At 62.9% G+C, this 26159-nt stretch carries 21 protein-coding genes; 13 read left to right on the top strand and 8 right to left on the bottom strand.

Features of this window, described 5'->3' with window-relative positions:
- Positions 1-155 precede the first annotated feature (155 nt).
- Positions 156-1310 (top strand): alkane 1-monooxygenase, encoded by a 1155-nt coding sequence (locus P0D68_RS16220; protein ID WP_408468677.1) that lies wholly within the window; start codon positions 156-158, stop codon positions 1308-1310.
- Between the two features lie 84 nt (positions 1311-1394).
- Here P0D68_RS16220 and P0D68_RS16215 read toward each other — a convergent pair whose 3' ends face one another.
- Positions 1395-1808: a DoxX family protein gene (locus P0D68_RS16215; protein WP_091808088.1), complete on the bottom strand. Its 414-nt coding sequence runs from the start codon at positions 1806-1808 to the stop codon at positions 1395-1397.
- Between the two features lie 125 nt (positions 1809-1933).
- Entirely contained in the window at positions 1934-2659 is a 726-nt protein-coding gene (locus tag P0D68_RS16210) for a pirin family protein (RefSeq protein ID WP_091808090.1), read from the bottom strand.
- A 130-nt stretch (positions 2660-2789) separates the two neighbouring features.
- Here P0D68_RS16210 and P0D68_RS16205 point away from each other — a divergent pair, with 130 nt between their 5' ends.
- A complete protein-coding gene (locus tag P0D68_RS16205; protein ID WP_408297588.1) occupies positions 2790-3680 on the top strand; it encodes a LysR family transcriptional regulator in 891 nt (296 codons plus the stop codon).
- Positions 3681-3803: 123 nt separating this feature from the next.
- Here P0D68_RS16205 and P0D68_RS16200 read toward each other — a convergent pair whose 3' ends face one another.
- The gene (locus tag P0D68_RS16200; protein WP_408186243.1) at positions 3804-4820 is read right to left on the bottom strand and encodes a 1-aminocyclopropane-1-carboxylate deaminase; all 1017 of its coding nucleotides are present in this window, start codon (positions 4818-4820) and stop codon (positions 3804-3806) included.
- A gap of 162 nt (positions 4821-4982) precedes the next feature.
- Here P0D68_RS16200 and P0D68_RS16195 point away from each other — a divergent pair, with 162 nt between their 5' ends.
- The 3 genes from P0D68_RS16195 (at position 4983) to katE (ending at position 9022) form a co-directional block, all read left to right on the top strand.
- Positions 4983-5513 carry an Lrp/AsnC family transcriptional regulator gene (locus P0D68_RS16195; protein ID WP_408297590.1) on the top strand — a complete coding sequence of 177 codons (531 nt, stop codon included), beginning with the start codon at positions 4983-4985 and terminating at the stop codon, positions 5511-5513.
- Between the two features lie 332 nt (positions 5514-5845).
- A complete protein-coding gene (locus P0D68_RS16190) occupies positions 5846-6742 on the top strand; it encodes a MipA/OmpV family protein (protein WP_091808097.1) in 897 nt (298 codons plus the stop codon).
- 156 nt (positions 6743-6898) lie between these two features.
- Positions 6899-9022: a catalase HPII gene (katE, locus tag P0D68_RS16185; protein WP_408186247.1), complete on the top strand. Its 2124-nt coding sequence runs from the start codon at positions 6899-6901 to the stop codon at positions 9020-9022.
- A 59-nt stretch (positions 9023-9081) separates the two neighbouring features.
- Here katE and treF read toward each other — a convergent pair whose 3' ends face one another.
- Positions 9082-10896, bottom strand: a complete 1815-nt coding sequence (treF, locus tag P0D68_RS16180; RefSeq protein ID WP_408297593.1) for an alpha,alpha-trehalase TreF — start codon at positions 10894-10896, stop codon at positions 9082-9084.
- A 264-nt stretch (positions 10897-11160) separates the two neighbouring features.
- Between treF and P0D68_RS16175 the strand changes: the two genes are divergently transcribed.
- The 5 genes from P0D68_RS16175 (at position 11161) to P0D68_RS16155 (ending at position 18331) form a co-directional block, all read left to right on the top strand.
- Positions 11161-14745 (top strand): response regulator, encoded by a 3585-nt coding sequence (locus P0D68_RS16175; protein WP_408297595.1) that lies wholly within the window; start codon positions 11161-11163, stop codon positions 14743-14745.
- A 44-nt stretch (positions 14746-14789) separates the two neighbouring features.
- Positions 14790-15635: a CheR family methyltransferase gene (locus P0D68_RS16170; protein WP_091808107.1), complete on the top strand. Its 846-nt coding sequence runs from the start codon at positions 14790-14792 to the stop codon at positions 15633-15635.
- 10 nt (positions 15636-15645) lie between these two features.
- On the top strand, positions 15646-16284 hold the full coding sequence (locus P0D68_RS16165; protein ID WP_408297597.1) for a chemotaxis protein CheB: 639 nt from the start codon (positions 15646-15648) through the stop codon (positions 16282-16284).
- A complete protein-coding gene (locus P0D68_RS16160; RefSeq protein WP_091808113.1) occupies positions 16281-17408 on the top strand; it encodes a hybrid sensor histidine kinase/response regulator in 1128 nt (375 codons plus the stop codon). The genes P0D68_RS16165 and P0D68_RS16160 overlap by 4 nt, the downstream gene beginning before the upstream one ends.
- Before the next feature lie 104 nt (positions 17409-17512).
- Complete coding sequence (locus P0D68_RS16155) at positions 17513-18331, top strand: helix-turn-helix transcriptional regulator (protein WP_408297599.1); 819 nt, start codon at positions 17513-17515, stop codon at positions 18329-18331.
- A 37-nt stretch (positions 18332-18368) separates the two neighbouring features.
- On the opposite strand, the gene P0D68_RS16150 is transcribed toward P0D68_RS16155, so the two are convergent.
- Positions 18369-19310, bottom strand: a complete 942-nt coding sequence (locus tag P0D68_RS16150) for a LysR family transcriptional regulator (protein WP_091808118.1) — start codon at positions 19308-19310, stop codon at positions 18369-18371.
- Between the two features lie 268 nt (positions 19311-19578).
- On the opposite strand from P0D68_RS16150, the gene P0D68_RS16145 reads away from it, so the two are divergent.
- Genes P0D68_RS16145 through P0D68_RS16135 form a run of 3 tightly spaced genes read left to right on the top strand, consistent with a single transcriptional unit; the run spans position 19579 to position 22602 of the window.
- Positions 19579-20778: an amino acid aminotransferase gene (locus P0D68_RS16145; RefSeq protein WP_408468672.1), complete on the top strand. Its 1200-nt coding sequence runs from the start codon at positions 19579-19581 to the stop codon at positions 20776-20778.
- Positions 20779-20822: 44 nt separating this feature from the next.
- Positions 20823-21614, top strand: coding sequence for a class II aldolase/adducin family protein (locus P0D68_RS16140; RefSeq protein ID WP_408297603.1), 792 nt, complete (start codon positions 20823-20825; stop codon positions 21612-21614).
- Positions 21615-21618: 4 nt separating this feature from the next.
- On the top strand, positions 21619-22602 hold the full coding sequence (locus tag P0D68_RS16135) for a 2-dehydropantoate 2-reductase (protein WP_408297605.1): 984 nt from the start codon (positions 21619-21621) through the stop codon (positions 22600-22602).
- A gap of 136 nt (positions 22603-22738) precedes the next feature.
- Here P0D68_RS16135 and P0D68_RS16130 read toward each other — a convergent pair whose 3' ends face one another.
- The 3 genes from P0D68_RS16130 to P0D68_RS16120 form a co-directional block, all read right to left on the bottom strand.
- Positions 22739-22930, bottom strand: coding sequence for a hypothetical protein (locus tag P0D68_RS16130; RefSeq protein WP_091808128.1), 192 nt, complete (start codon positions 22928-22930; stop codon positions 22739-22741).
- 18 nt (positions 22931-22948) lie between these two features.
- A complete protein-coding gene (locus P0D68_RS16125) occupies positions 22949-24694 on the bottom strand; it encodes an FAD-dependent oxidoreductase (RefSeq protein ID WP_408297607.1) in 1746 nt (581 codons plus the stop codon).
- A 187-nt stretch (positions 24695-24881) separates the two neighbouring features.
- Complete coding sequence (locus P0D68_RS16120) at positions 24882-25817, bottom strand: LysR family transcriptional regulator (protein ID WP_408297609.1); 936 nt, start codon at positions 25815-25817, stop codon at positions 24882-24884.
- Positions 25818-26159 lie beyond the last annotated feature (342 nt).

Here is a 26159-nt window from a genome sequence, read left to right as displayed (position 1 = left end):
CCCTTATGTTTGGAGACTCCCACCTGGCGTAATTCCTTGGCTATCCCGCTCGCCAGGCCATATAAATCTGGGAGTCGGGAAAAGTCCCGCCGACCCGTGCGTGCGCCTTGCCGCCACGCGTGGACACCGGGCGACATAAAACAAGGAGGGAGACAATGGCAACATCGCAAGCGGCGTCCGCGCGGTGGGTCGACGGCAAGCGCTATTGGTGGCTGCTCGGCGCGCTCACCATCACCTTGCCGCTGCACGCCGCAAGTCTGGCGCTGAACACCGGTTGGCACATCTTCTGGTGGTTCGGGCCGATTTTCGTGTTCGGCATCATTCCGGTACTCGACTATCTGATCGGCGACGATCCCAGTAATCCGCCCGAGGAGATTGTCCCCACACTCGAAAAAGAGCGCTATTACCGCCGCGTCGTTTATCTCGCCACGTTCATCGAGTACATGTCGTTTTTCGGCGCGCTATGGATCGTGGGTACACATGCGCTGAAATGGTACGACTACCTGGGCTTCGCGCTCTCGCTCGGCGCGGCGACCGGCGTGTCGATCAACACGGCGCACGAACTCGGCCACAAGACGGATCGCTTCGAGCGATGGCTCGCCAAAATCACGCTGGCGCCGGTCGCTTATGGACACTTTTTCGTCGAACACAATCGTGGGCATCATGTGCGGGTGGCCACGCCGCCCGATCCCGCCAGCGCGCGCTACGGCGAATCGTTCTGGGCCTTTCTGCCGCGCACGGTGTCGGGCAGTATCGCGTCCGCGTGGCGGCTCGAAAAACAGCGCCTCGCGCGTCTTGGCAAGTCGCCGTGGACGTGGCGCAACGAGGTCCTGCATTCATGGGCCATGACCGTGGTGCTGTGGGGGGCGATGCTCGCGCTATTCGGCAAAACGGTGCTTCCGTTCCTGCTGATTCAGGCGGTGTATGGTGCGTCGCTGCTCGAAGTGGTCAATTATCTGGAGCACTACGGACTCGGCCGCAAGCAGCTTGCGAGCGGCCGTTACGAGCGTTGCCAGCCGCAGCACTCGTGGAACAGCAATCGCATCGTGACCAATCTGTTTCTGTATCAATTGCAACGTCACGCCGATCATCATGCGAATCCGACGCGGTCGTTTCAGGCGTTGCGTCATTTCGACGGGGCGCCGCAATTGCCTTCCGGCTACGCCACGATGATCATGCTCGCCTACGTGCCGCCACTCTGGTTTCGCGTCATGAATCCGCGTGTGGTCGCGCACTATCGAGGCGACATGGCGCAGTCGAATATCCGCCCGGCCATTCGCGAGCGCGTCCTCGCGCAGTTTGCGGGCTAGCGCTGACGGGTTGATACAAACAAAAAGCCGCTCGGGGTCAACCGGGCGGCTTTTTGTCAGTGTGCTGTGCAGCGGCGTGCGGATTCAACGGCGGTCGATCGAGTATTTCCCTGCGCCTGTCACGCACAACAACAGCAGCCCGCCGATAATGCTGATGTTCTTGTAGAAGTGAATCATATTGTCGTACTGCATCGCACCAGTCATATTCCAGTAATGGTGGCCGATGATCGCGGTGCCGAGCGTATACACCGCCAGCAACAGGGCAAGCGGCCTGGTGAAGAAACCGACCAGCAGCGCAATGCCCACCACCAACTCCATCACCACGGCGATCACCGCCGACAACTCGGGCACCGGTGCGCCGCTCGAAGTCATATAAGCGACGGTGCCGGCAAAGCCGGTCAGCTTCGACCAGCCGAACATGATGAACAGCACCATCAACAGAATGCGGGCGACGAGAATGACCGCGTCTTTCTGATTTTCCAATAGCGTATAGCGCATGATTTTCTCTCACAGGATAGGAAGAGTGGGGCCCGCCAGTGTTTTCCGGCGAGTCCCGCCCAGATTCTGGACCCTCGGGCCTTCAGGCCTTCAGGCCGCGAGGCCAGTCAAGTCACGCAAGCCGCTTAGGCCCACAACTCCGACATTTCGATGTCGCGCAGGTCGAACACCAACACTTCCGCGTCATGCCCTTGCGTGAAGGTTAGCGCTTCTTCGCCGCGCACACGCGCACCGTCGCCTGCCTTGAACTCGACGCCGTTCACGCTTACGCTGCCGCGCGCCACGTGAACATACGCATAACGATTGCTGGCCAGTTCGAGCCGTGCGGTTTCTTCTCCGTCGAAGAGCCCGGCATAGACCCGGGCGTCCTGTTGCAGCACCAGCGAGTCGTTCGCGCCATCCGGCGAGAGCACGAGGCGCAAGACACCGCGCTTCTGGTCGGCACCGAAGTGGCGCTGCTGATAACGCGGCGCCGTACCCTTTTGCCCCGGCGCGATCCAGATTTGCAGGAAGTGCACCGGCTCGCTCTTCGAATGGTTGTACTCGCTGTGCGCGACGCCGGTTCCTGCGCTCATCAACTGGATGTCGCCAGGCACGATCACCGAGCCGGTGCCCATCGTGTCCTTGTGCTCCAAGGCGCCTTCCAGCACATACGAGAAGATTTCCATGTCGCGGTGCGGATGCTTGCCGAAACCTTGTGCCGGCGCGACGCGGTCGTCGTTGATGACGAGCAGGTCGGAGAAGCCATTCTGCTTCGGATCATGATAGTTCGCGAAGGAAAATGTGTGACGCGAACTGAGCCAGCCGTGCTCCGCGCGGCCGCGTTGATTGGCGTGTCTGATTTCAAGCATCTTTTTTCTCCTGAGTTGTGCGATCCGGCCAGATGTTTGTCCGCGATCCATGAACGACAGTGTAGGTCAATCCAGATGGCTATAATCGAGCTTAAAACGGAAACACTGTCACTATGGAGTGGACAATACAATGCAGCTCGACGACATGCGTATTTTCGTCGCCACGGTCGACGCCCGAAGCTTCACGGCGGCCGCGAACCGGCTATCGCTGTCAAAGCAGTTCGTCAGCCGGCGGGTAATGGGGTTGGAAGAGACGCTGGGCGTGCAATTGCTGATCCGCAATACGCGCAAGCTGGCGGTGACCGATCTGGGACAGGAGTTTTACGAACGCGCCAAACGCATTCTCGGCGAGGTCGAAGACGCGGAGCAGGCCATGTCGCTGCGGCGCGCCGGACCGCGCGGGCTGTTACGCGTGAGCGCGCCGATGTCGTTCGGCATGGCGCATCTGTCGCCGCTCGTCGCGACCTTCCTGCGGGAACACGGCGACGTGCACATCGAGATGGACTTGAGCGACCGTACCGTCGACGTCGTGGGCGAGGGCTTCGACATGGCGATCCGGATCGGCACCTTGCCCGATTCCACGCTGATCGCGCAGAAGCTCGTGGACATCAGGGTGGTGGCGTGCTGCAGTCCCGGATACGTGCGGCGCCGGGGTGCGCCTGTGGTGCCAGGCGATCTGATGCGTCATTCGTGCCTGTTGTATGGCCACGGCGGGGCGGTGAGCTGGGAGTTCGTCGTCGATGGCGTGACGAAGGGCGTCGAAGTGCACGGTCCGTTGCGCGCCAACAATGGCGAGCTGGTGCGCGATGCGGCCGTTGCGGGTTTGGGGATTGTTCGGCTTCCTGACTTTATCGTCGCAGACGCGCTAAGGAGCGGTCAGCTCGTGCCGGTGCTCGAAGATTTTCTGCCCACCGCGACGAGCGTCTACGCCGTTTATCCGCAGCACAGACAAAGCTCCCTCACGATCCGGGCGTTCGCTGAATTCTTGAGGGAGCATTTGAAGGCGCGTTTGATGGCGTAAAGCCGTGTGTGCCGCGCGAGGATTCCATGCGGGCGGCAATCCGGTTCAGCCGGACGATTGACGCGGCGACCCGCTTGACGGGAGCCTGCCGCAGCGTGTCATTGCCGCCGCCCGTCCCGGCGTTTAACCGTCGCGGAAAATAAAGCTATAGCCGTTCAACGCCGGCACGCCGCCCAGGTGCGCGTACAGCACGCGCGACCCTTCCGGAAATTCGCCGTTACGCACCATCTCGATCATGCCGTGCATCGATTTGCCTTCGTAGACGGGATCGGTCAGCATGCCTTCCGTGCGTGCACACAGGCGGATCGCTTCCAGCGTGCCTTCATTCGGCAGCCCGTATTCCGGACCCGCGAAGCGCTCGTCGAGCACCACGTCCGCGCTCGTGATATCGCGCTCCAAACCGACTTTTTCCGCGGTCCGTCTGGCGATTCTTGTGATCTGCTCGCGCGTTTGCGCGGGCTTTGCCGAAGCGTCGATGCCGATCACACGAGCGGCGCGCTCGTCAGCGGCGAAGCCCACGACCATGCCGGCCTGCGTGCTGCCGGTCACGGAGCACACTACGATGTAGTCGAACTTGAAGCCCAATTCGGCTTCCTGCTCGCGCACCTCCTCCGCGAAGCCGACGAAGCCGAGGCCACCGAGCGGATGGTCCGAACAGCCGGCCGGAATCGCATACGGTTTGCCGCCGGCGGCCCGCACGCTTTCTAGTGCGTCTTCCCAGCTCTTGCGAAAACCGATGTCGAAGCCATCGGGCACGAGCCGCACGTCGGCGCCGAGAATGCGCGACATCTGGATGTTGCCGACCCGGTCGTAGACCGCGTCCGAATAGTTGACCCAGTTCTCCTGGACCAGCACGCACTTCATGCCCAGGTGCGCCGCCACGGCCGCGACCTGGCGCGTCTGGTTCGACTGAATTCCGCCGATCGACACGAGCGTGTCGCAACCCTGAGCAAGCGCTTCAGGGATCAGATATTCGAGCTTGCGCGTCTTGTTGCCACCAAATGCGAGGCCGCTGTTGCAGTCTTCACGTTTCGCATACAGATGCACTTTGCCGCCGAGGTGCTTGCTCAGACGCGCCAGCGGTTGGATCGGCGTCGGCCCGAAAGTGAGCGGGTAACGAGGGAAACGTTGCAGGTTCATGGCCTCTCCTTGGCGGGTAAGTTTGACGCGAACAGCATCTCGTCGCGTTGGAGAAATGGTAGGTAAAACCGTTGGAAATGTGCTTGCAAAAAAATTATCCACAGCATACTTTTAGGACAAGATTCACTTAAAGTGATTAACAAAGACGGTATCCAAGGGCATATGAGCGCAACAAAATTTCGTAAGACCCGCGACGGTGCCATTGCCGCTGCCGCCGTTCAACCCGATCCGCTGCAATCGCTCGACCGCATCGATCGCGCGATCGTGCGGCAACTGCAGATCGACGCGTCGATTTCAAACGTGGCGCTGGCGGCCAAGGTCAAGCTGAGCGCACCGGCGTGCTTGCGGCGTGTCGAGCGACTCAAGGAATCCGGATTGATCCGCGCGGTCGTCGCGCTGATCGACCCGAAGGCGGCGGGGGCGGGAATGCTGGTGATCATCGGCGTGGTGCTGGATCGCTCCACGCCGGATTCGTTCGCCGAGTTCGAGAAGGCGGCGCAGAAAGTGACCGGATGCATGGAGTGCCACGTCGTGACCGGCGAGTTCGACTATTTCATGACTATCCGCACGCGCGACAGCGACAGCTTCAACCGCCTGCACGCGGAGCAGTTGCTCTATCTGCCGGGAGTCCGGCAAATCCGCTCGTTCATGGTGCTCAAGGAAATTCTCTCGACCACGAAATTTCCGTTGTGATCGTGCTTCGATCCCCCGGCGCGCGCGCCTGCCCGCGCGCATCCGATCTTCGCCATCCCTGATCCGAACCCGCCTTCTACGGGCTGGGCCCGCATTTTGCAATGGTGCGTCCATCGGCAAATCTTTCGGACCGGTCTGCTTAGACAAATGCCTGATTGACGGTGTGTCGGCCGCGTGCGAGTCCTGTGTTTTGCCGGGTAGCGGGTGACGTTCGCTGAAAAAGTTACATGCCGTACGTAGTTAGGCGGCGGCCGCCCTCGGCTTTTTTATCCATTGCGGACCGTGGGCAAAAACATAACCATCCTCGCGAGTCGCGAGATCGGAGAACTCTGGTGTTCAAGAACCATAAGAAGCGGGGCGGCAGGCTCCGCAATAAACAGGCAGGCATTGCGGCAACGTCACTCGTCGCCGCGACCATTGGCGGTGTCGCCGCGTTACCGGGTTCGGTTTCGGCACAGACACCTTCGCCGCTCGGCGAATGGCAATATTCGGTCGGCATTCCGCTACAGAAGATGTGGCAGCCGAATATTCCGGACTGGCAGGTGCGCCTCGGCATGGCAACGTCGTTCCAGCCGCGCTACGAGGGCTCCGACCGGTATCACCTGATGGCCGGTCCAAGTGTCGACGTGCGCTACAAGGATCTGTTCTTCTTATCGAGCGGCGAGGGTTTCGGCGTGAATTTCGCGCAGGGACCTAACTGGCGCGCCAGTCTTGCGGCCGTCTACGATCTCGGACGGCGCGGCCATGACGACCCGCAGGAACTGAACGGCCTCGGTAACATCAATCCCGCCCCAGGTATCAAACTGGCCGGCGAATATGTGGTTTCGAAGGATTTCCCGCTGGTGCTGCGTGCCGACGTCAGACGCTATTTCGGCGGCTCGAATGGCTGGACCGGAGATTTCGGCGCTTATATGCCGATGCCGGGCAGCACCAAGCAGTTCTTCTGGTTCGCAGGTCCGAATGTGACCCTTGCGGATTCGACCTACATGAATAGCTGGTTCGGCGTGAATCAGAGTCAGGCGGCGCATTCGCAGTTTTCGCAATATCACGCGAGCGCGGGTTTCAAATCGGTGGGCTTCGGCATTAGCGCGGTGTGGCTGTTCGACAAGCATTGGTTCGCCACTGCGGACGGCGCATTCGAACAGCTGGTGGGCAGTGCGGGCAATAGTCCGGTGACGCATCGCAAAGCCAACGGCGTAGCCGATATTTCCATCAACTACCGCTTCTGATAATGGGCGTTCAGGGCTGAGCTGCGGCGCCCAAATGCGGCGCGCTGCAGCGCCGCCCGCGTGCCTACCCGCGGGTACACCACTTGCTGCCTCACTCCAATGCGTCAGACCGGATTCCCCCCGCCGGCACGCCCCGAACGCAAGGAGCAGATTCTCATGGCAGGAAAAACGAACGCACAGAAGCCCGCAGCGAAGAGCGCGCAGGCGAATGGTCCGCAATCGGATGCGAAATCGAAGGATCTCGAACAGTTTCGAGTCAGTCCGGAAGGCGAAGCGCTGAGAACCAATCAGGGCGTCAAAATCTCCGACAACCAGAACACCCTGCGCGCGGGACCGCGCGGCCCTTCGCTGCTGGAAGATTTCATCATGCGTGAGAAGATCACGCACTTCGACCATGAGCGTATTCCCGAGCGTATCGTGCACGCGCGCGGCTCGGCGGCGCACGGTGTATTTGAGGTCTATGAGTCGATGCGGGAATACACCAAGGCCGCGTTCCTGCAGGACCCTGCTGCACAAACGCCGGTTTATGTGCGTTTTTCCACGGTACAGGGCCCGCGCGGCTCCGCCGATACGGTGCGCGACGTGCGCGGCTTCGCCGTGAAGTTCTACACGCAGGAAGGCAATTACGATCTGGTCGGCAACAACATGCCGGTGTTCTTCATTCAGGACGCCATCAAGTTTCCCGACTTCGTGCATGCGGTGAAACCGGAAGCGCCGAACGAAATGCCCACTGGCGGTTCCGCACACGACACCTTCTGGGACTTCGTCTCGCTGGTGCCCGAATCCGCGCATATGGTGCTGTGGACCATGTCGGACCGCGCAATCCCGCGCAGCCTGCGCACCATGGAAGGCTTCGGGATTCACACGTTCCGTTTCGTGAATGCGCAAGGCAAGGGCCGCTTCGTCAAATTTCACTGGCGTCCGGTGCTGGGCTCGTACTCGCTGCTGTGGGACGAAGCGCAGAAGCTGGCGGGCAAGGACCCGGATTTCCATCGGCGTGATCTGTGGGAGTCGATCGAACGAGGCGACTACCCGGAGTTCGAACTCGGCGTGCAGATTATCGAAGAAGCGGACGAACACAAGTTCGATTTCGACCTGCTCGATCCGACCAAGCTGATTCCCGAAGAACTGGTGCCGGTCAAGATCATCGGCAAGATGACGCTCAACCGCAATCCCGACAACTTCTTTGCCGAGACCGAACAGGTCGCGTTTCATCCGGGCCATGTCGTACCGGGTATCGACTTTTCGAACGATCCGCTTTTGCAAGGGCGTTTGTTCTCGTACACGGATACGCAGATCAGCCGTCTGGGTGGCCCGAACTTCCATGAGATTCCGATCAACCGGCCTGTGTGCCCGTTCAACAACAATCAGCGTGACGCCATGCACCGCCAGACGATCAATGTCGGACAGGCCTCGTATGAGCCGAATTCGCTGAGCGGCGGTTGGCCGAAGGAAACCGATCCGGCGCCGTCGGACGGCGGCTTCGAAAGTTATCAGGAGCGCGTGGAAGGCACCAAGATTCGCGTGCGCAGCGAATCGTTCGCCGATCATTTTTCGCAAGCTGCGCTGTTCTACAACAGCATGTCCCAGCCGGAGAAAGACCATATCGCCGCGGCTTATCAATTCGAACTCGGCAAGGTGACGAAACCCGAGATTCGCGCGCGCGTGGTCAACGAAATTCTCGCCAACTTCGACGCGGGACTCGCAGCGCAGGTGGCCGCCGGGTTGGGTTTGCCGGCGCCGAAAAAGGGCACGGCGAAGCTGTCCGGTCCCAAGGACTCACCGGCGCTGAGCCTGCTCAACCGGGTGAAGCCGGGCATCAAGACCCGCAAGATTGCGTTGCTGGCCGCGCCCGGCTCCGACGGCGCCGCCATCAGGAAGCTTCAGCAGGCGCTGCAAGGCGAGGGCGCGGCGCCCATGTTGATCGCGCCCACGCTTGCCGCGATCGACGGCATGGCCCCGGACGCCACGATTGCCGGATTGCCGTCGATCATGTTCGACGCGGTCATCGTGGTGGGTGGCGACCAGGGTGCGAAGACGCTCGCGCAATCGGGCGATGCGCGGCATTTCGTGCTCGAAGCGTTCAAGCATCTGAAGGCGATTGCGGCGATCGGCGCGGGGTGCGATGTGCTCGCCGCCGCGCACCTGCCGGACAATGCCGACGGCGTCGCTACCGGCGATGACAAACAGGCCGCCGACGTGCTGAAGGCCTTCATCGAGGCGGCTGGCCAGCATCGTGTGTGGTCGCGTGCGCAGCAGGCTGAAACCGTGCCGGCGTAAGCGTCTCGCGAGTTGTGCGAAGCCCTGGCCAGTGCGAACCGGCCAGGGCTTTTTTCATGCTATGGCGCGACTCGCGCGCCATTCAGCCGGTGCGTATTCTTCGGCGCGGCGGCAGCAGCAGAGGCGGCCGCCGACACACCCGCCGGCCCTTCGGGAATATCGCCGGGACGCGAGGCCTGCACCGCTTGCGGATACAGCACGAGCAGCGCGCGCAGCACGCCATTGGTCCAGCCAAAGCCGTCCTGCAACGGATACTCGCCGCCGCCTGCTGAGACGCCGGGTGTGGCCGCATCGATATCGTATTTCTCGACGAGCTTGCCCGTGTGCTGGTAGTACGACACATTGGTTCTGATCCAGCGTGTCGCGATGGTTTGCGCGAGCGCCGGTTCGCTGTAGCGCCGCAGGCCGATCACGGCCAGATATTGCAGAGGCGCCCAGCCGTTTGGCGCATCCCATTGCTGGCCGCTCGCCACCTGTGTGGTGGCGAGACCGCCGGGGCGCAGCAATTCGCGCTGCAACGTGGCGGCGACGCTCTTCGCCTGCTGACGGCTGGCTATGCCCGTATATAACGGATACACCGTCGCGGCGGTGAGCCTGTGCGTCAGCGTGTGATGCACGAAGTCGTAGTCGCCGAATGCCTGCAACTGCGGGTCCCACAACACGCGGCGAATCGCGTCGGCGCGGGTGGCGGCGCGCTGCTCCATATTTTCCGCATGCGTGATGTCGCCGCGCAGGCGATAGGCCTTCGCCAGCGTGCGCTCGAGATCGGCCAGCAGGCAATTCAGATCGACGGGCACGAGAGAGGTCACGTCCACGGTGGCGAGCGTCTTGCCGTCGGCGAACCAGCGCGAGCTGAAATCCCAGCCGGTTTCGCCGCCCGCGCGCAGATTGCGCCACAGATCGGCGGCATCGCGTTGCGGAGTCTGCTGCGCGGTCAGGACGTCTTCGCGATACGACTCGTCGCGCGGCGTCGCGCGTTCGTCCCAATAGCGGTTGAGCAGCGTGCCGTTGGGCAGGCGCACCACATGCCGGTTTGCGTGGCCGGCGGCGAGGCCTTCGCTGCCGTCCATCCAGTACGCGTATTCGCGCTGCAATTCGGGCAGGTATTGCGCGTAGACAGCGTCGCCGTCTTTTTCGGCCACGAGGCGCACCATCTGCGCGAAAAACGGCGGTTGCGAGCGGCTCAGATAGTAGGTGCGATTGCCGTTCGGAATATGACCGTAGCGGTCGATCAAGGTCGCGAAGTTCTTCAGTTCGTCGACTACCAGCGCATGCTGGCCGCTCTGTTCGAGGCCGAGCATGATGAAGTACGAGTCCCAGTAGTAGATCTCATCGAAGCGGTCGCCCGGCACGATATACGCATACGGCAGCGGCAGCAGCGAGGACCACGGGCTCGCGGTCGCATCGGGCTCGCGGCGCAGCACATTCCAGAGCGTATCGATATGGCCGACCACGTCCTGATCGGGATCGGAGACATACGCTTTCGCCGTGCGCGTGGGCAACGTGAAGTTGTGCTTCACGAAATCGGCGAGGCTGAAGTTGCGCTGTTGCTTCGCGGTGGCGTATGCGGCGGCGATCTCAGCAGGCGATGCAAGCGGCACCATGTCCGCGAAAGTTTTGCTGTCGGGAAACAGATGCGCGAGCTGCACATCGCGATAGAGCGTGGGGTATTGCTCCGACGGTGGAATCGGTACGACGGGCGACGCCGGCGTGGGCGGCTCGACGTGCACGGCGGCGGCCACGATGCCGTCGTGTGCAGCAGGCGCAGTGGCTGCCTGCGCCACGCCGCTCGCCGACGCATGCCATACGAGCACGGCGGCGAGCAGGGTGCGCAACGGGTTGCGGGAGAGTGCGATGAAGGCGTGAGAAGGCATCGGCTACCAGATCAAAGTGGGCGGCGAACGAATGATCGAACGGGGCGAAATTGCATTCCTCGCATGATTGACCCGCGTGCGTCGCGCAAAGTTGCGTCGGCCGGCAACAGCCCCGCCCAGTAAGCCTAAAACCGCGTTCGGGCATCTCAAAACAAACACCCATCCTGTATGATTACGCCCGTCGTAGCGCGACAAAATGAATCACCCGACATACCCGAAAAATATTCCGAATCGCCACGATTCGCCCAGCCGAAGACAGAAAAAATGACCGCATCTCAGGCCGTCGACCAGAATCGTTTTCGCAGCATCATTCGCCGCAATATTGCGTTGCCCCTGGGTGTCGGCCTGATGACCATGGCGGTCTTCGTCGGACTGATCGCGTATCTGGTTTCGACCATGAACTGGGCCGAGCACTCCGAGCGCGTGATCGGCCAGGCCAATGAAATGCTGCGCCTCGCGGTCGATCGCGAATCCTCCATGCGCGGCTTCCTGATCACCGGCGACGAGAGTTTCCTCACGCCGTATGAAGAAGGCGGCCCGCGATTCAAGACTCAGATGGAGGCCCTGCAGGAACTGGTCGCCGACAACCCGCCGCAAGTCGAAAAGCTCAAGCAGATCGCGGCGATTCAGCAACGCTGGAGTAACTTCGCCGAACAGATGATCGACGCGCGCCGGCGTAATCAGGATTTCGAAAGTGCCGTGGCGAGCGGCCGTGGCAAGATCGAATTCGATGAAACGCGCCGCGAATTCGGCGATTTTCTGGATGTCGAATTGCGCCTGCGCCAGGAACGCGCGGAAGCGACGCGCCGCGTCACCACCACGCTGGTGAGCGTGTTTCTGCTCTTCAGCCTGAGCGTGAGCGGTCTGCTCGCGTGGATCGGGCGGCGCGAACTGATGAGCCTGTCGTCCACCTATGACAGCGCGCTGCGGCAGCAGGCCGACCAGACGGAGATGCTGCAGGAGCAGGTGTGGTTGCGCTCGGGGCAGCGTCTGCTCGCCGAAAAGGTCGTCGGCCAGACTACCTCGCCGCTCGTGGGCCGCGCGATGCTCGACTTCCTCGCGCAGTATCTCGACGCCGTCGTCGCCGCGCTCTACGTGCGCGACAAACGGCATGGCACGCTGCGCCGCATCGCGACTTATGGGTTTAGCCGTGAAAGCGAGCAGGCCGCGGCGCGCAATTTCGAAGAAGGCGAGACGCTGATCGGACAGGCGGCCTCGGCGCGCCGTACGCTGGTCTTGCGCGATGTGCCGGCCAATTACGTGCAAGTGGTGTCGGCCACCGGCAAGAGCGTGCCGAAGAATCTGCTCATCATGCCGATCGAAAACGACGGCGATGTCAACGGCGTCGTCGAACTGGGCTTTGTGCGCGAGCTGACTGTGCGCGACCAGGAGTTCATGGAACTGATCGCGAACAGCATGGGCGACTTCGTCGAAGCGGCGCTGTATCGCGAGCGGTTGCAGGACGCGCTGGCCGAAACGCAGCAGCTGAACGAAGAATTGCAGGTGCAGCAGGAAGAGTTGCGCGTCTCCAATGAAGGGCTCGAAGAACGCGGCCGCGCGCTGATGGAGTCGCAAACGCGGCTGGAAGCGCAGCAGGCCGAACTCGAACAGACCAACGTGCAACTGGAAGAATACGCGCAGCGTCTCGAGCGGCAAAAGTCCGATCTGCTGCGCGCGCAGGACGACCTCGCGGCCAACGCGGCGCGCCTCGAACAGTCGAGCCGCTACAAGTCCGAATTCCTCGCCAACATGTCGCACGAACTGCGCACGCCGTTGAACAGTTCGCTGATTCTCGCCAAGCTGCTGCAGCAGAACCGCACCGGCAATCTGACCGAAGAACAGGTGCGCTACGCGGAGACGATTCACGCTTCCAATAGCGACCTGCTGGTGCTGATCAACGACATTCTGGATCTTTCCAAGGTCGAAGCCGGCCAGGTCACGGTCGAACTCGAAACGGTATCGATCGACGCGACCCTTCAGGCGCTCGAGGAAATGTTCAAGCCAATGGCCGGCGCGAAGCATCTGCAGCTCAGCTTCGACCGCTTGCCGGGCACGCCGGATACGTTCATCACGGACGGCCAGCGCGTCACGCAGATTCTGCGCAACCTGCTCTCGAACGCGGTGAAGTTCACCGAACGCGGCGAGGTGGCGCTCTCGGTTGCACCCGCTGAAGGCGGCATGCTGCGGATCGACGTGCGCGACTCCGGCATCGGCATCGCGCCCGACAAGCTGGACATGATCTTCGAAGCGTTCCAGCAGGCGGACGGCTCGACCAGCCGTCAATACGGCGGCAGCGGTCTGGGCCTGTCGATTTCGCGTGAGTTTTCGCGCTTGCTGGGCGGCCGCATTACCGTTGCGAGCGAGATCGGCAAGGGCAGCGTGTTCACGCTGTGGCTGCCGATCGATGCGGAAGCCGCCTTGAACACGAACTCGGGCGCGCACAACCCGGCGCCGGTGTTCGCACCGGCCGCCGCGTCGGCAGGTCCGCAGGCCGCGGCCGGATCGGCGGTAGAACCGCTGCTGGCGCGGACGTCTTCGGTCGGCAGTCCGCCCACGGTGATTACGCCCGCCAATGGCCTCATGAACGTCCACACTGGCGGTCACGGCACGGGCACTGCGCTTGAAACGCCGATTCGCCCGATTGCCGACGACCGCGACAACCGCACCCGTGCCGGCCGTCTGATCGTGGCCGTGGAAGACGATCTCGCGTTCGCCGAAATTCTGCGCGAGCTGACGCATGAACTCGACTTCGATTTCGTCCACGCGAGCGACGCCGCGAGCGGCCTCTCGCTGGTGCGCGACATGCGCCCTGCGGCCGTGCTGCTCGATGTCGGCCTGCCGGACCGCTCCGGCCTGACCGTGCTGGAGTGGCTGAAGAACGACCCGCTCACGCGGCACATTCCGATCCATATCGTCTCCGCCACCGATCACGCCGACAAGGCGCTGCACCTCGGCGCTATCGGCTATACGCTTAAGCCGACCGCGCGCAGCACGATGGAAGCCGCGATCCGCCGCCTCGAAGCGCGTTTGCAGCAGCGCCTCAAACGCGTGCTCGTGATCGAGGACGACGCGCCGATGCGCGAAAGCATCCGCGCGCTCCTGCAAAGCGAAAACACCGAGATCGTTGCGGTCGCAACCTTGGCGGAAGCGTTGGAGTATCTGGCAAAGGTCTCGTTCGACTGCGTGGTGACCGATCTCGCGCTGCCCGACGGCACCGGCTACGACCTGCTCGAACGGCTCGCAACGAACACCGCGCATGTTTCGCTGCCCGTCATCGTGTATACCGGCCGCATGCTCTCCGACGAAGAAGAGCACCGCCTGCGCCGCTATTCGAAATCGATCATCATCAAGGGGGCGAAGTCGCCCGAACGGCTGCTCGACGAAGTCACGCTGTTCCTGCACAGCGTCGAGTCGTCGCTCGCACCCGAGCAGCAGCGCATGCTGCGCACGGTACGTCAGCGCGATAATGCGTTCGAGGGCCGCACGATCCTGCTGGCCGAAGACGACGTGCGCAATATTTTTGCGCTCTCGCACGTGCTGGAGCCGCTCGGTGCGAAACTGCAGATTGCGCGCAACGGCCGCGAAGCGCTCGAAGCGCTGGAAAACGGTCCCGAAGTACATCTGATCCTGATGGATATCATGATGCCGGAGATGGACGGTTTGACCGCGATGGGCGAGATTCGCCGCAATCCGCGGTTCGCTCATCTGCCGATCATCGCGCTGACCGCGAAGGCGATGGCGAACGACCGCACCCGCTGCCTCGAAGCCGGCGCGGACGACTACGTTTCCAAGCCGATCGACGTGGACAAGCTGGTCGCGCTGTGCCGCGTGTGGTTGCGGCAACGCTAGCAGGGGAAGGGAACACGTGAGCGAGTACGCATGAGCGAGTGCCAATGAGTCAGTCCGAATTTGACGCGCCGCAACGCATCAGCGATTTCGACATCGAGTTGAAACTGCTGCTGGAGGCGATTTATCTCAAGTATCAGCACGACTTTCGCCACTATGCGATGTCGTCGCTGCGGCGCCGCCTGTCCCAGGCGCTCGACGAGTTCGGGCTCAAGACGCTGTCGCAGTTGCAGGACCGCATCATGCGCAACGGCGACGAGTTCTCGCGGCTGTTCCAGTACCTCACGGTACAGGTGAGCGACATGTTTCGCGATCCGGCGTATTTCCTCGCGTTGCGCGAACATGTTCTGCCGCGTCTGCGCACCTATCCGTCGATCAAGGTGTGGGTAGCGGGATGCAGCACGGGGGAGGAACTCTGGTCGCTGAAAATCCTCTTCGACGAGGAGGGTCTGACCGAGCGCACACTGTTCTACGCGACCGACATCAGTCCGGACGCGCTGGCGCGCGCCGAGTCCGGCATCTACGCGCTCGACCGGATTCAGGGCTTCACGCAGAACTATCTGGCGGCGGGCGGCAAGCGTTCGCTGTCCGACTACTATCACGCCGCGTATGGCGGCGCGCGCTTTGCCGGTTCGCTGAAAGAGCGCGTGGTGTTTGCCGACCACAGCCTTTCCACCGACGAAGTTTTCCTCGAAGCGCATCTGGTATCGTGCCGCAACGTGTTGATCTATTTCGATCGTGGTTTGCAGGATCGCGCGCTGGGTCTGTTCGAGAACGCGCTCGTGCGGCGTGGTTTTCTGGGTTTGGGCAGCAAGGAAAGCCTGCGTTTTTCCCGTCATTACGAAGCGTTCGACGAGTTCCGCCCGAGCGAACGCATTTATCAGAAGCGCTAGCACGCTCACCATGCCACGCTCATCTGTTCAACCTGCTGCCGACCCTCAACCGCGTGCCGAAGCGGCACGCGGTTGCGAGCTCGTCGTGATCGGCGCCTCGGCGGGCGGCATCGAAGTGCTGAACGTGCTGCTCGGCGCGCTGCCCGTGGACTTTGCCGCGGCCGTCATGATCGTCACGCACCTGCCGCCTGATTCACCCAGCTATCTGGTGGGCGCGTTCGCGCACCGCTGTGCTTTGCCGGTGCTCGAGCCCGATGCGGGCGAACGCATCATGGCGGGCCGCGTGCATATTGCACCGCCTGGCTATCACATGCTGGTGGAAGTGGACCGCACTGTCGCGCTCTCCACCGACGCCGCCGTGCGCTTTTCGCGCCCCTCGATCGACGTGCTGTTCGAGTCGGCCGCCGCCGTGTATGGCGAGCGCCTGCTGGCGATCCTGCTGTCCGGCGCCAACGACGACGGCGCGCAAGGCCTGAAGCGGGTGCGTGCGCTGCGCGGCACCACCTGGGTGCAGGCGCCGGACACCGCCGGCTCCCCTGAAATGCCGCGTGCCGCGATTGAGCGCGGCGCGGCGCAATTTATTTACACTCCTGAAACCATGGCCCGGCGGCTTGCCGCATTGCCGGCCTCTCTTGACCCGATGCCATGACGAATTCACCCGTGAACATTCTCATCGTCGACGACATCGTCCACAACATCACGGCGCTCGAGGCCTTGCTGGCGCGGCCGGATCTGGCCGTGCTGGTGGCCGATTCGGGCACGGCGGCGCTCGACCTGCTGCTCAAGCACGAAGTCGCGCTGGCGATTCTCGATGTCAACATGCCCGGCATGAACGGCTTCGAACTGGCCGCGCTGATGCGCGGCAGCCCGCGAACCTCGCACGTGCCGATCATCTTTCTGACGGCGACCGCCCAGGATGCTTCGCGCACCTTCCGTGGTTATGAGGCCGGCGCGGTCGATTTCCTGTACAAGCCGTTCGATCCGCGCATTCTGCAATCGAAGGTCGATGTGTTCGTGCAACTCGAACAGCAGAAACGGCAACTGGCCGCGCAGCTCGTCACCACGCGGCAAATGCTGGAAGCCAACGAGATGCTGATGGCGGTGCTGAGTCACGATTTGCGCACGCCGCTCGGTGCCGTGCTGGCGTCGGCGGAATACCTGATGCGCACGGCCGCCGACGAACAATCGGCAACTGTCGCCGCGCGCGTGAAGAACAGTTCGCTGCGCATGGCGCGCATGGTCGACCAGTTGCTCAATCTGGCCCGTTTGCAGGGCGGGCGCCTGCCGTTGCAGCCGCGCTCGATCGAGTTGGCGACGCTGTGCCGCTCGGTGATCGACGAGTTCGCGTCGCGGGAGAACGGCAAGCGGATCGTGTTCGCGAGCCGCGGCAATACCGCGGGCGCGTGGGACACCGACCTCGTCTGGCAGGCCGTGTCGAATCTGGTGAGCAATGCGCTGCATCACGGCGTGCCGGGCGGCGATATCGGTGTCGAAGTGGATGGCGAAGCGGTCGATTCAGTGCGCCTGAAGGTCGCCAATCGCGGGACCATTCCGCCCGAGGTGTTTCCGCACCTGTTCAAGGCGTTCGGGCCGAACAATAGCGGCGCACGTTCGCGTGAAGGGCTGGGGCTCGGCCTTCATATCGTGCAGGAGATCGCCCGCATGCACGGCGGCAACGTCAGCGTGCATTCAGACGAAGCCACGGGCACGGTCTTCACGATCGAGTTGCCGAGAATGGTCACGTTCCAACGCGGGTCGTTCACGCGCAAGTGAGCGTGATCGTTCGGCGGTGCTGAACCGGCGGCGAAAAACGGCTCCCGCGTGGCGCTGTGCTACGCTTCCAGGACCGAACCCAGCACGGCAACCCGTATCCCATCATGCGTTCCTGGCGCATTTCTCCACCGCACCGCAGCGAACAGATCAGCACCTCGCGTGCGACTGAACTCGTCATGTCGATTTCGCATGCGGATGCCGACGCGTTCGCCGCCAGCATACTGAAAACGGTCGGCGATACGCTGCCGGTTTCGCAGTGCACCATCTTCGCTTACGAATTCGACGCGCGGCCGCGCACGGTTTCCGCCGCCGATCATCGCGGCGGCCGTTTTCTGCGTGACATCGCGGATCGCTATGCCACGCATTTCTATGCACTCGACGGCAACCGCGCGATCATCGGCCGCTCGCATGAAAAACCGGCTCGCGACGCACTGGTGCTGCACCAGCAGCATAGCGACGAGATCGAAAACGAGGCCTATCGCGCCGCCTGCTACGCGCAGCCGAATGTGTCCGACCGGTTATCGTTGCTCGTGCAGCCCATGGAAAGCGTCTGGCTGTCGATCAATTTATACCGCGACCGCGCCTATGGCGTGTTTCAGCCCGGTGAACTGGAGCGCGTGGAGAGTCTCGCGCCCTTGTTCGCGCACGCGGCCAAGGGCCATTACGCATTGAATGCTCAGCATCAGCAGGGTTCGGCCGCGGCGATGCTGGCGCGTGTCAGGCGCGCTTGCCCCGCACTCACGCCGCGCGAACTCGACGTGCTGCGCGGCACGCTCGAAGGCGCGAGCGCCGTTGAAATCGCACAGCGTATGGGCGTCAAGCCTGCCAGTGTGATCACCTACCAGAAGCGCGCCTACGCGCGCCTCGGGATATCGAGCCAACGCCAGCTGTTCGCGTTGTGCATGGTGCCCGAGCGGGCCTGAGCCGACGGGCTGTCGCTGCTGCCGCTGCTGCTGCGCGTCATACGCGCCTTGATCGCGCGTCGGCCTGTGTCTCGCGATCCCAGCGTTTCAACCACGGCATGATGAAATCCGCGAAGCCGTCGGCGGGCGGCGACAGCGCGCGCTCGGTGGAACGATACACGCACACTTCGCGGATCGTTTCCGGATCGACAATGCGCTTCATGACCAGCCCGAAGCTGCGCGCCAATGGCGCAACGTAGGCGGGCGCGAGCGTGACGGCCAGCCCCTGCGCGGCAAGGCCGAACGCCGTGGTCACATTGTCTACGACATCTACGGGAATGATGCGCGCCTCCACCGGCAGGTTGGCCAGCATCTGCCCGACTGCGCGTTCGTGGTCGCGGCCGGTGGCGATGATCGGCACGCCGCGCAAATGCGGCCACTGCACGCGGCGGCGCGCGTTCAACGGATGGCTCGGCGCGCACCACATCACCCAGGGGCTCGCGAACGCCGGATCGCAACGCACGCGCGCGCCGCTTTGACGGTCGGGGCCGATCGCGAGGTCCACGTCGCCGCTTTCCACGCGCTCCACCAGTTGCTCGACCACGGTGTCGCAAATGCGGACCACGACCTTCGGTTTGTCGCGTGCGTAGTCGGCGATGGCGGCGGGCAGCGCGGTCGCCGCCAGCACCAGGGGCGCACCGATCCGCACGATGCCGGCGGCGCGGTTGCGGATATCGTCGGCGGATTGCGCGGCGGCGCGCACATGGCGCAACACCGATTCCGCCGACGACAGAAAATCCTGGCCCGCGCTCGACAGATTCACGCGCCGTGTGGTCCGGTCGAAGAGCCGGAAGCCGAGTTCCGTTTCGAGGTCGCCCAGCAGCTGGCTGACCGCCGAAGAAGTCAGCCCGAGCCGTTCCGCCGCCGCGCCGATGCTATGCAAATCGACGATAGCGAGAAAGGCTTCGAACTGGCGGATGGTGACGCGCGTGAGTGGCATCTGGCGATTCTAAAGAAAAACTAACGAATCGTGAAAAATCGATTGATTGTGTACCGCGTGCGGTTCGCGGAGACTTGTCCCAATCGACGCACTCAGCCAAACCCCCTTAGACTTCCGTCACGCCGTGTCGTGAGCAAAGCCGCCGCGCACGCCGCTGCACAAGTCGGGACGCACGCCGCTGCACAAACCGGGATGCGCTGTGCAGTGCAGTGCGGTACGCCACCGCGCCAAACCGAGGCCGCCACGAGGCCCTATTCAAGGATTCACCATGTTCGACCATATTCCCGCTTATCCAGGCGATCCGATCCTGAGCCTGAATGAAGACTTTCAACTCGACCCCCGGTCGAACAAGGTCAATTTGAGCATCGGCATCTATTTCGACGACGCCGGCAAGCTGCCGGTCATGGACGCCGTGCGCCGGGCCGAAACCGCGCTGCTCGACTCGATCGGCCCGCGCTCGTATCTGCCGATGGCCGGCCTGCCGCTCTATCGCGATGCGGCACAGGCGCTGGTATTCGGCACGAACAGCGAGGCGCGCGCGGCGGGGCGGATCGCGACGTTGCAAACCATCGGCGGATCGGGCGCATTGAAGGTCGGCGCCGATTTCCTGAAGCGCTATTTCCCGGGCTCGCAGATCTGGATCAGCGACCCGAGCTGGGAAAACCATCGCGTGGTATTCGAAGGCGCGGGGCTGACGGTCAACACCTATCCGTACTACGACGAACTCACCGGCGGATTGCGTTTCGCCGACATGATCGACACGATCAGCCGCTTGCCGGAACAGAGCGTGGTGCTGCTGCACGCCTGCTGCCATAACCCGACCGGCGTCGATCTGAGTCCGGCGCAATGGGCGGAACTGGTGCCGGTTCTGCAGCGCCGCAAGCTGATCGCCTTCGTGGATATGGCATACCAGGGTTTCGGCGCGGGTCTGGAAGAAGACGCCGCCTGCGTGCGCCTGTTGGCCGACGCGGGCGTTCCGCTGATCGCCGCGAATTCGTTCTCGAAGAATTTTTCGCTGTACGGCGAGCGCGTCGGCGCGTTGAGCGTAGTCTGCAAGAGCGCGGAAGAGGCGGGCCGCGTGCTCGGTCAATTGATGTCGACGGTGCGCGCGAACTACAGCAATCCGCCCACGCACGGCGCGCGGCTCGTCGCCAACGTGCTGGCCGATGCGTCGTTGCGTGCTTCGTGGGAAGCGGAACTCGCCGCCATGCGCGAGCGGATTCTCGCCATGCGCGGCACGATCCACGCCGGCCTCGAAGGCCGTGTGGACGAAGTCATGGGCGCGCGCTACCTCGCGCAGCGCGGCATGTTCACCTACACCGGCTTGAGCGAAAGCCAGGTGGAGCGCCTGCGCAGCGAATACGCGGTGTACGTGCTGCGCTCCGGGCGCATGTGCGTGGCCGGACTGAACGCACGCAACGCGGATTATGTGGCGTCGTCGATCGCGGCCGTGGTGTCGGGCGCATAAGCGCGATACTTTCGATCAATAGAACGATAACAATGGAGCTGCACATGACCACTCTCGACATCCAGGCGCCGAGCGCGCCGAAGGCCCACGCGATGCATCCGGACGAATGGCAGGCGCGCGTGCAGCTCGCCGCGTGCTATCGCATTTTCGACCTGCTCGGCTGGACCGAGATGATCTACAACCACATCACGCTGCGCGTTCCCGCCAGTGTGAGCGGTGGCGAACGCCAGTTCCTGATCAATCCGTTCGGGCTGCACTATAGCGAAGTGACGGCAAGCAACCTCGTGAAGATCGATGCACGCGGACGCGTGCTCGACCACTCGCCGTATCCGGTGAATCCGGCCGGGTTCGTCGTGCATGCGGCGATTCACGAAGGCTTGCCGGATGCGCACTGCGTAATGCATACGCACACCACGGCGGGCGTCGCCGTGGCCTGTCTGGAAGACGGTTTGCAGCAAACCAATTTCTACAGCGCGCAATTGCACGACCGCATTGCGTATCACGACTTCGAGGGCATCACCGTGCATGCGGAAGAAGGTCCGCGGCTGCTCGAACATATCGGCGACCGGCAGGCGGTGATCCTGCGCAATCATGGCCTGCTTGCGTGGGGCCACACGTTGCCGCAGACTTTCGCGATTCTGTGGACGCTGAACCGCGCCTGCGAAATCCAGATGGCGACGTTTGCGATGGGCCGGGCGCGGCCGGTGTCGGAAGACGTCGCGATTCGCTGTTCGCGCGACGCGCTGCAGTTCGATCCGCGTCACGGCGCGGGGCAGGATGTGTTCGATGCGCTGGTGCGGCGAGTGGACCGCATCGACGCCAGTTACAAGGATTGAAACGATGAAAGTAGCTATCTACGGCGCAGGCGCGATCGGCGGCTGGATGGGAGTGAAGCTCGCGCAGGCCGGCCATGACGTGAGCGTGGTGGCGCGCGGCGAGACGCTGGCCGCGCTGCGCGAGCACGGCCTGCGTCTGATCGATGGCGGCGTGACGCATGCTGTGCAGGTGAGGGCGAGCGACAATCCCGCGGATCTCGGTGTGCAGGACCTCGTCGTGGTCGCCGTCAAGGGGCCGGCCATGGCGTCCGTGGCCGGGCAGATCGGGCCGCTGCTCGGCGCGCAGACCATCGTGCTGACTGCGATGAACGGGGTGCCGTGGTGGTTCTGCGACGGGCTCGGGCGCGACTTCGCCGGCAAGCGCCTGAAGTCGATCGATCCCGACGGTGCGATCGCCGCCGCGATTCCGAGCGCGCAAACGGTGGGCTGCGTGGTGCATGCCAGTTGCCTCGTCGAAGCGCCGGGCGTGATCCGTCATCATCAGGGCAACGGGCTGATTGTGGGCGAGGCGTCAGGGCAGGCGAGCGAGCGCGTCGCGTCGCTCACGGCCACGCTCGCGGCGGCCGGCTTCAAGGCGACGATGTCGGCGCAGATTCAGCGCGACGTCTGGTACAAGCTGTGGGGCAACATGACGATGAATCCGATCAGCGCCATCACCGGCGCGACCACCGACCGGATTCTCAGCGACGAACTGGCGCGCAACTTCGTGACGAGCATCATGCTGGAGGCCAAGGAGATCGGCGCGCGCTTCGGTATTCCGATCGAACAGGAGCCGGCGGACCGTCACGAGGTCACGCTCAAACTCGGCGCGATGAAAACCTCGATGCTGCAGGACGTGCAGGCGGGTAAAGCGGTCGAACTCGACGCGCTGGTGGCGGCGGTGCGTGAACTGGGGCAACTGACAGGCGTTGCCACGCCGAACACGGATGCGTTGCTCGGCCTCGCGCGTCTGCATGCGAGCACGCTGGGGTTGTATCCGAAGCAGTGACACCCGCATGAAGGATGAGCCGCACGCGCTGTGCCGAACGGTGATGTCTGCCTGAAGGAAAAGCAGAAGAAAAAGCAGAAGAAAAAGCAGAAGGAAAGCCGCCGCGCCCATACCGGGCGCGGCGGCTTTTTTCGCTTTATGCGGTCACCGCGGTCGAAGCCGGCAGCCGTGCCGCTTCGATCAACGACAACGCCCGCTGCGGGTCGTCGAGTTCGGTGAGGCACAGCATCGCGAGGCGCGCCAGATATAACGGCGCTTGAGCTTCGCCTTCGTTAGTGAGGGTCTTGCACAGCGTCGTGTAGACCAGGTCGAGGTCGCTGTCCGTCATGATGTGAGTCTCCGTGAATCAGATCGTCAGCGCTGCGCTGATGGCGCGCTGCGTGGCCGCCGCGCTGCCGTTGCGCCAGCGGGCGAGTACATGGCCGTCGGGCCGGATCAGATAGACCGTGCCGGGCGTGGCGTCGAGCATGTCGTGCAGGCGGCCGGTGTGATCGAGCATCGTCGGGTTGGCGGCCTGTGCGGTTTCGTCCTTAGCCAGCGTGATGGCTTTGAACGGAATCCCTTTTTCGGCCAGCGTGCCTTGCAATTCCTGCCACGCATGCTCTTGCACAGAATCGGCATTCGCGCCGAAGCGCAGCGCGGTGAAGCAAGGCTCGAGCAGATCCGTGAGATGGATATCGACGCTCGCGCCGCCGTCCAGTCGTTTGAGCCGGCATTCCGGCAACACGGTGCCGGGCGCCGGGCCTCGGCTGAACGAGCCGGCGGCGTCCGCGGCGGCCTCGTTGAGCGGCGACTGTGTATAAGCGATGGCATGCGTCTGCCGCGGATTGATCAGCGGACGCACGGCGGCGTGCCGCTCGGCGAGTCCGAGCACGGCCTCGCGCATCAGATTGAAGGCGAATGACGGCGGCGCCATGAACTCCGTACTCTTCATGCCGTAGCTCAGGTTTTCACGCGCCGCGAAGACGCGCTCCGCGCTGTAGCTGTCGAGGAGCCGCGGCGAAGCCACGCCGTTCACCACGCAGGCCAGCTTCCAGCCGAGGTTGTCCGCGTCGTCGATACCGGAATTGGCGCCGCGCACGCCGAAAATTGGTACGAGATGGGCGGCATCGCCCGCGAACAGCACCGAGCCGTGCCGGTAGCGTTCGAGCGTCAACGCGTTCGCTTTGTAGACGGTGATCCAGATCGGCGACCACTCGCCCGTCTCGCTCATCGCGTCGAGCACGCTCTGCACGCGCGGCAAGACGTTCTCGGGCAGGACGGCGGCTTCTGGGTCTTCGTCGTCGCGGAGCTGGTAATCGATACGCCAGACGTTGTCAGGCTGCTTATGGACCAGCACCGTCGAACCGGGGTTGGACGGCGGATCGAAATAGGCGAGGCGCTCGGTAGCGCGCTTGCTGTTTAGCTCGATATCCACGATCACATAGCGGCCTTCGTACGTGGTGCCGGTGAGCTTGAGGCCGAGTGCCTCGCGAATCGTGCTGCGGCCGCCGTCGCAGGCGACCACCCAGTCGGCGTGCATCTGCCACGCGGTGTCGCCCGTGCGCAGCGTGAGCGTCGCGCCCGCCGCACGGTCCGGCTCGCCGCGGCCGTCTTGCGCCGGTTCCTGCTCGATGCCGGTCACGCGAGTCTGCCAACGCATATCGATCAGGTCGGCATGCCGCTCCACCTCGTCGAGCAACAACTGTTCGATCTGGTATTGCGCGATATTGATCATGGGCGGCAGCGATTGTTCGTCGTCATGATGCATGGCGAAGCGAAACACTTCGGTGTCGCGATAGAAGCTGCGGCCGCCGGCCCACGGCAAGCCTTTTTGCAGGAAGCCTTGTACGACGCCGAGGCGCTTGAAAATTTCCAGACTGCGCCGCGAAATGCAGATCGCGCGGCTTCCGGTACATACGCTGTCGTCGGCTTCGATCAGTACCGAGCGCACGCCCTGGCGAGCCAGCGCGAGCGCCAGCGTCATGCCGACCGGGCCGCCGCCGACGATTGCCACGGGCCGCCTGAGCGGGTCGCGTCCGTCGACCAGCGGCGGCACTACGCCCTCGTGACGACGGGGCGAAAACGGATAGGGTTTGAAGGGGCGGTTCATGCGCGTCTCCTGAATCTTCGCTGCCGGGATTGCCCGCCGGGGCCGGTTAGCTCTTCACAGGCGGTGCGAATCGATAACGAAGTATGAAGGAGGGCGCATGCGGCGCTGTCCTCATTTTGGGTACGGACATGGATGGCGCGGCCGCGCCGCCTGCTCGGAAAGGCCGGCCGAAGGGCGGCGCGCCGCACTACTTGGTAGCGGGCGGCATGGAGGTCAAACGGTCCGCGTTGGTACGAAACCACTCGACCGAAAAGTCGACGAACGAGCGGGTTTTTGCGGAAATGTGACGGCGATCCGCATACACCAGCGCTAACTCCTTGTCGGCATTCGTGATACGGAAGTCCGTCAGCACCTGCATGAGTGTGCCGTTGCGCAAATCGGTCAGCACATGGTTCTCAGGCAAGACCGCGATCCCCATGCCCGCAAGCGCGGCTTGCCGCAGCATCAAGGCGTTGTTCACCACGAGCGCGGCGTCGAGCGTGACGCGTTTCTCGCGCCGATCCGGCGAAACGAAGATCCAGTTGCCGTCATGCGAGGCGGCGCTGAGGGCGAGAAAGGTGTGGGAGGTCAGATCCGCCGGCCGCGACGGCACGCCTTTCACGGCGAGATAGCTGGGGGACGCGACGGCAATGGGACGGACACTCAGCAACGAGCGTTTGATCAACGTGGTGCCGCTGATCTGCTTGGGCAGCACGATGCCGACGTCGAAGCCCTCCTTCACAAAATCGACGTGCTGATGCAGCAGCGTGACCGAGAGTCTGACATTCGGATACTGCAACAGATACTCCTGTAGCAGGGGTGTCAGGCTGGACAGTGAGAACGACGCGCCGGCAGCGATTCGCAAGGTACCGGACGGCTCGATCGTGCCGCGTATCGCAACCATTTCGATCTCCTCGATTTCATCGAGAACGTTGCGGCAGCCCTTCGAGTAGATCTCTCCCTCTTCGGTCAGGGAGAGGCTGCGGGTATTGCGATTGACGAGTCGTGTGTTGAGGTGAGCTTCGAGTTGCTCGAGGTAACGCGTGGCCATGGCATTCGAAATGCCGAGATTGGCCGCGGCCTGTCCGAATGACATGGTTTCTGCGATGTTGATAAATACGCGCATTGCCTGAAGCTGATTCATGATATCACCAACGCTGTAACGGATAGGTGCGGAAAAATTGAGATATTAGTTTTTAACAGATAATCAATGGTCTCCCGGCCTGCGATTTATGGGCGGGTTAAATGTGAATTAATTTTGATTTACGGTATCGGTATTTCGTTCTCAAAAAAAGACGGGGTTTTGTTTTGTTGGGCTTCAGCAACGGTCAATCCTGGCGTCGTATCGAGCGGCAATGGGCATGAGCGATGCGCATCCTGCGCTGCGTGGGCCTCGCCCGTCCTTCGCAAGAATATCTCAAATATAAGTTGAAAATACTTTTGCATAGTTTTGCGCGGTTGCGTCAAAGGCGGGCGTCTAAAATTC

Source organism: Paraburkholderia sp. RL17-380-BIE-A, assembly GCF_046028085.1.
Classification (GTDB): Bacteria; Pseudomonadota; Gammaproteobacteria; order Burkholderiales; family Burkholderiaceae; genus Paraburkholderia.
This window is presented reverse-complemented; position numbering and strand designations above follow the sequence as displayed.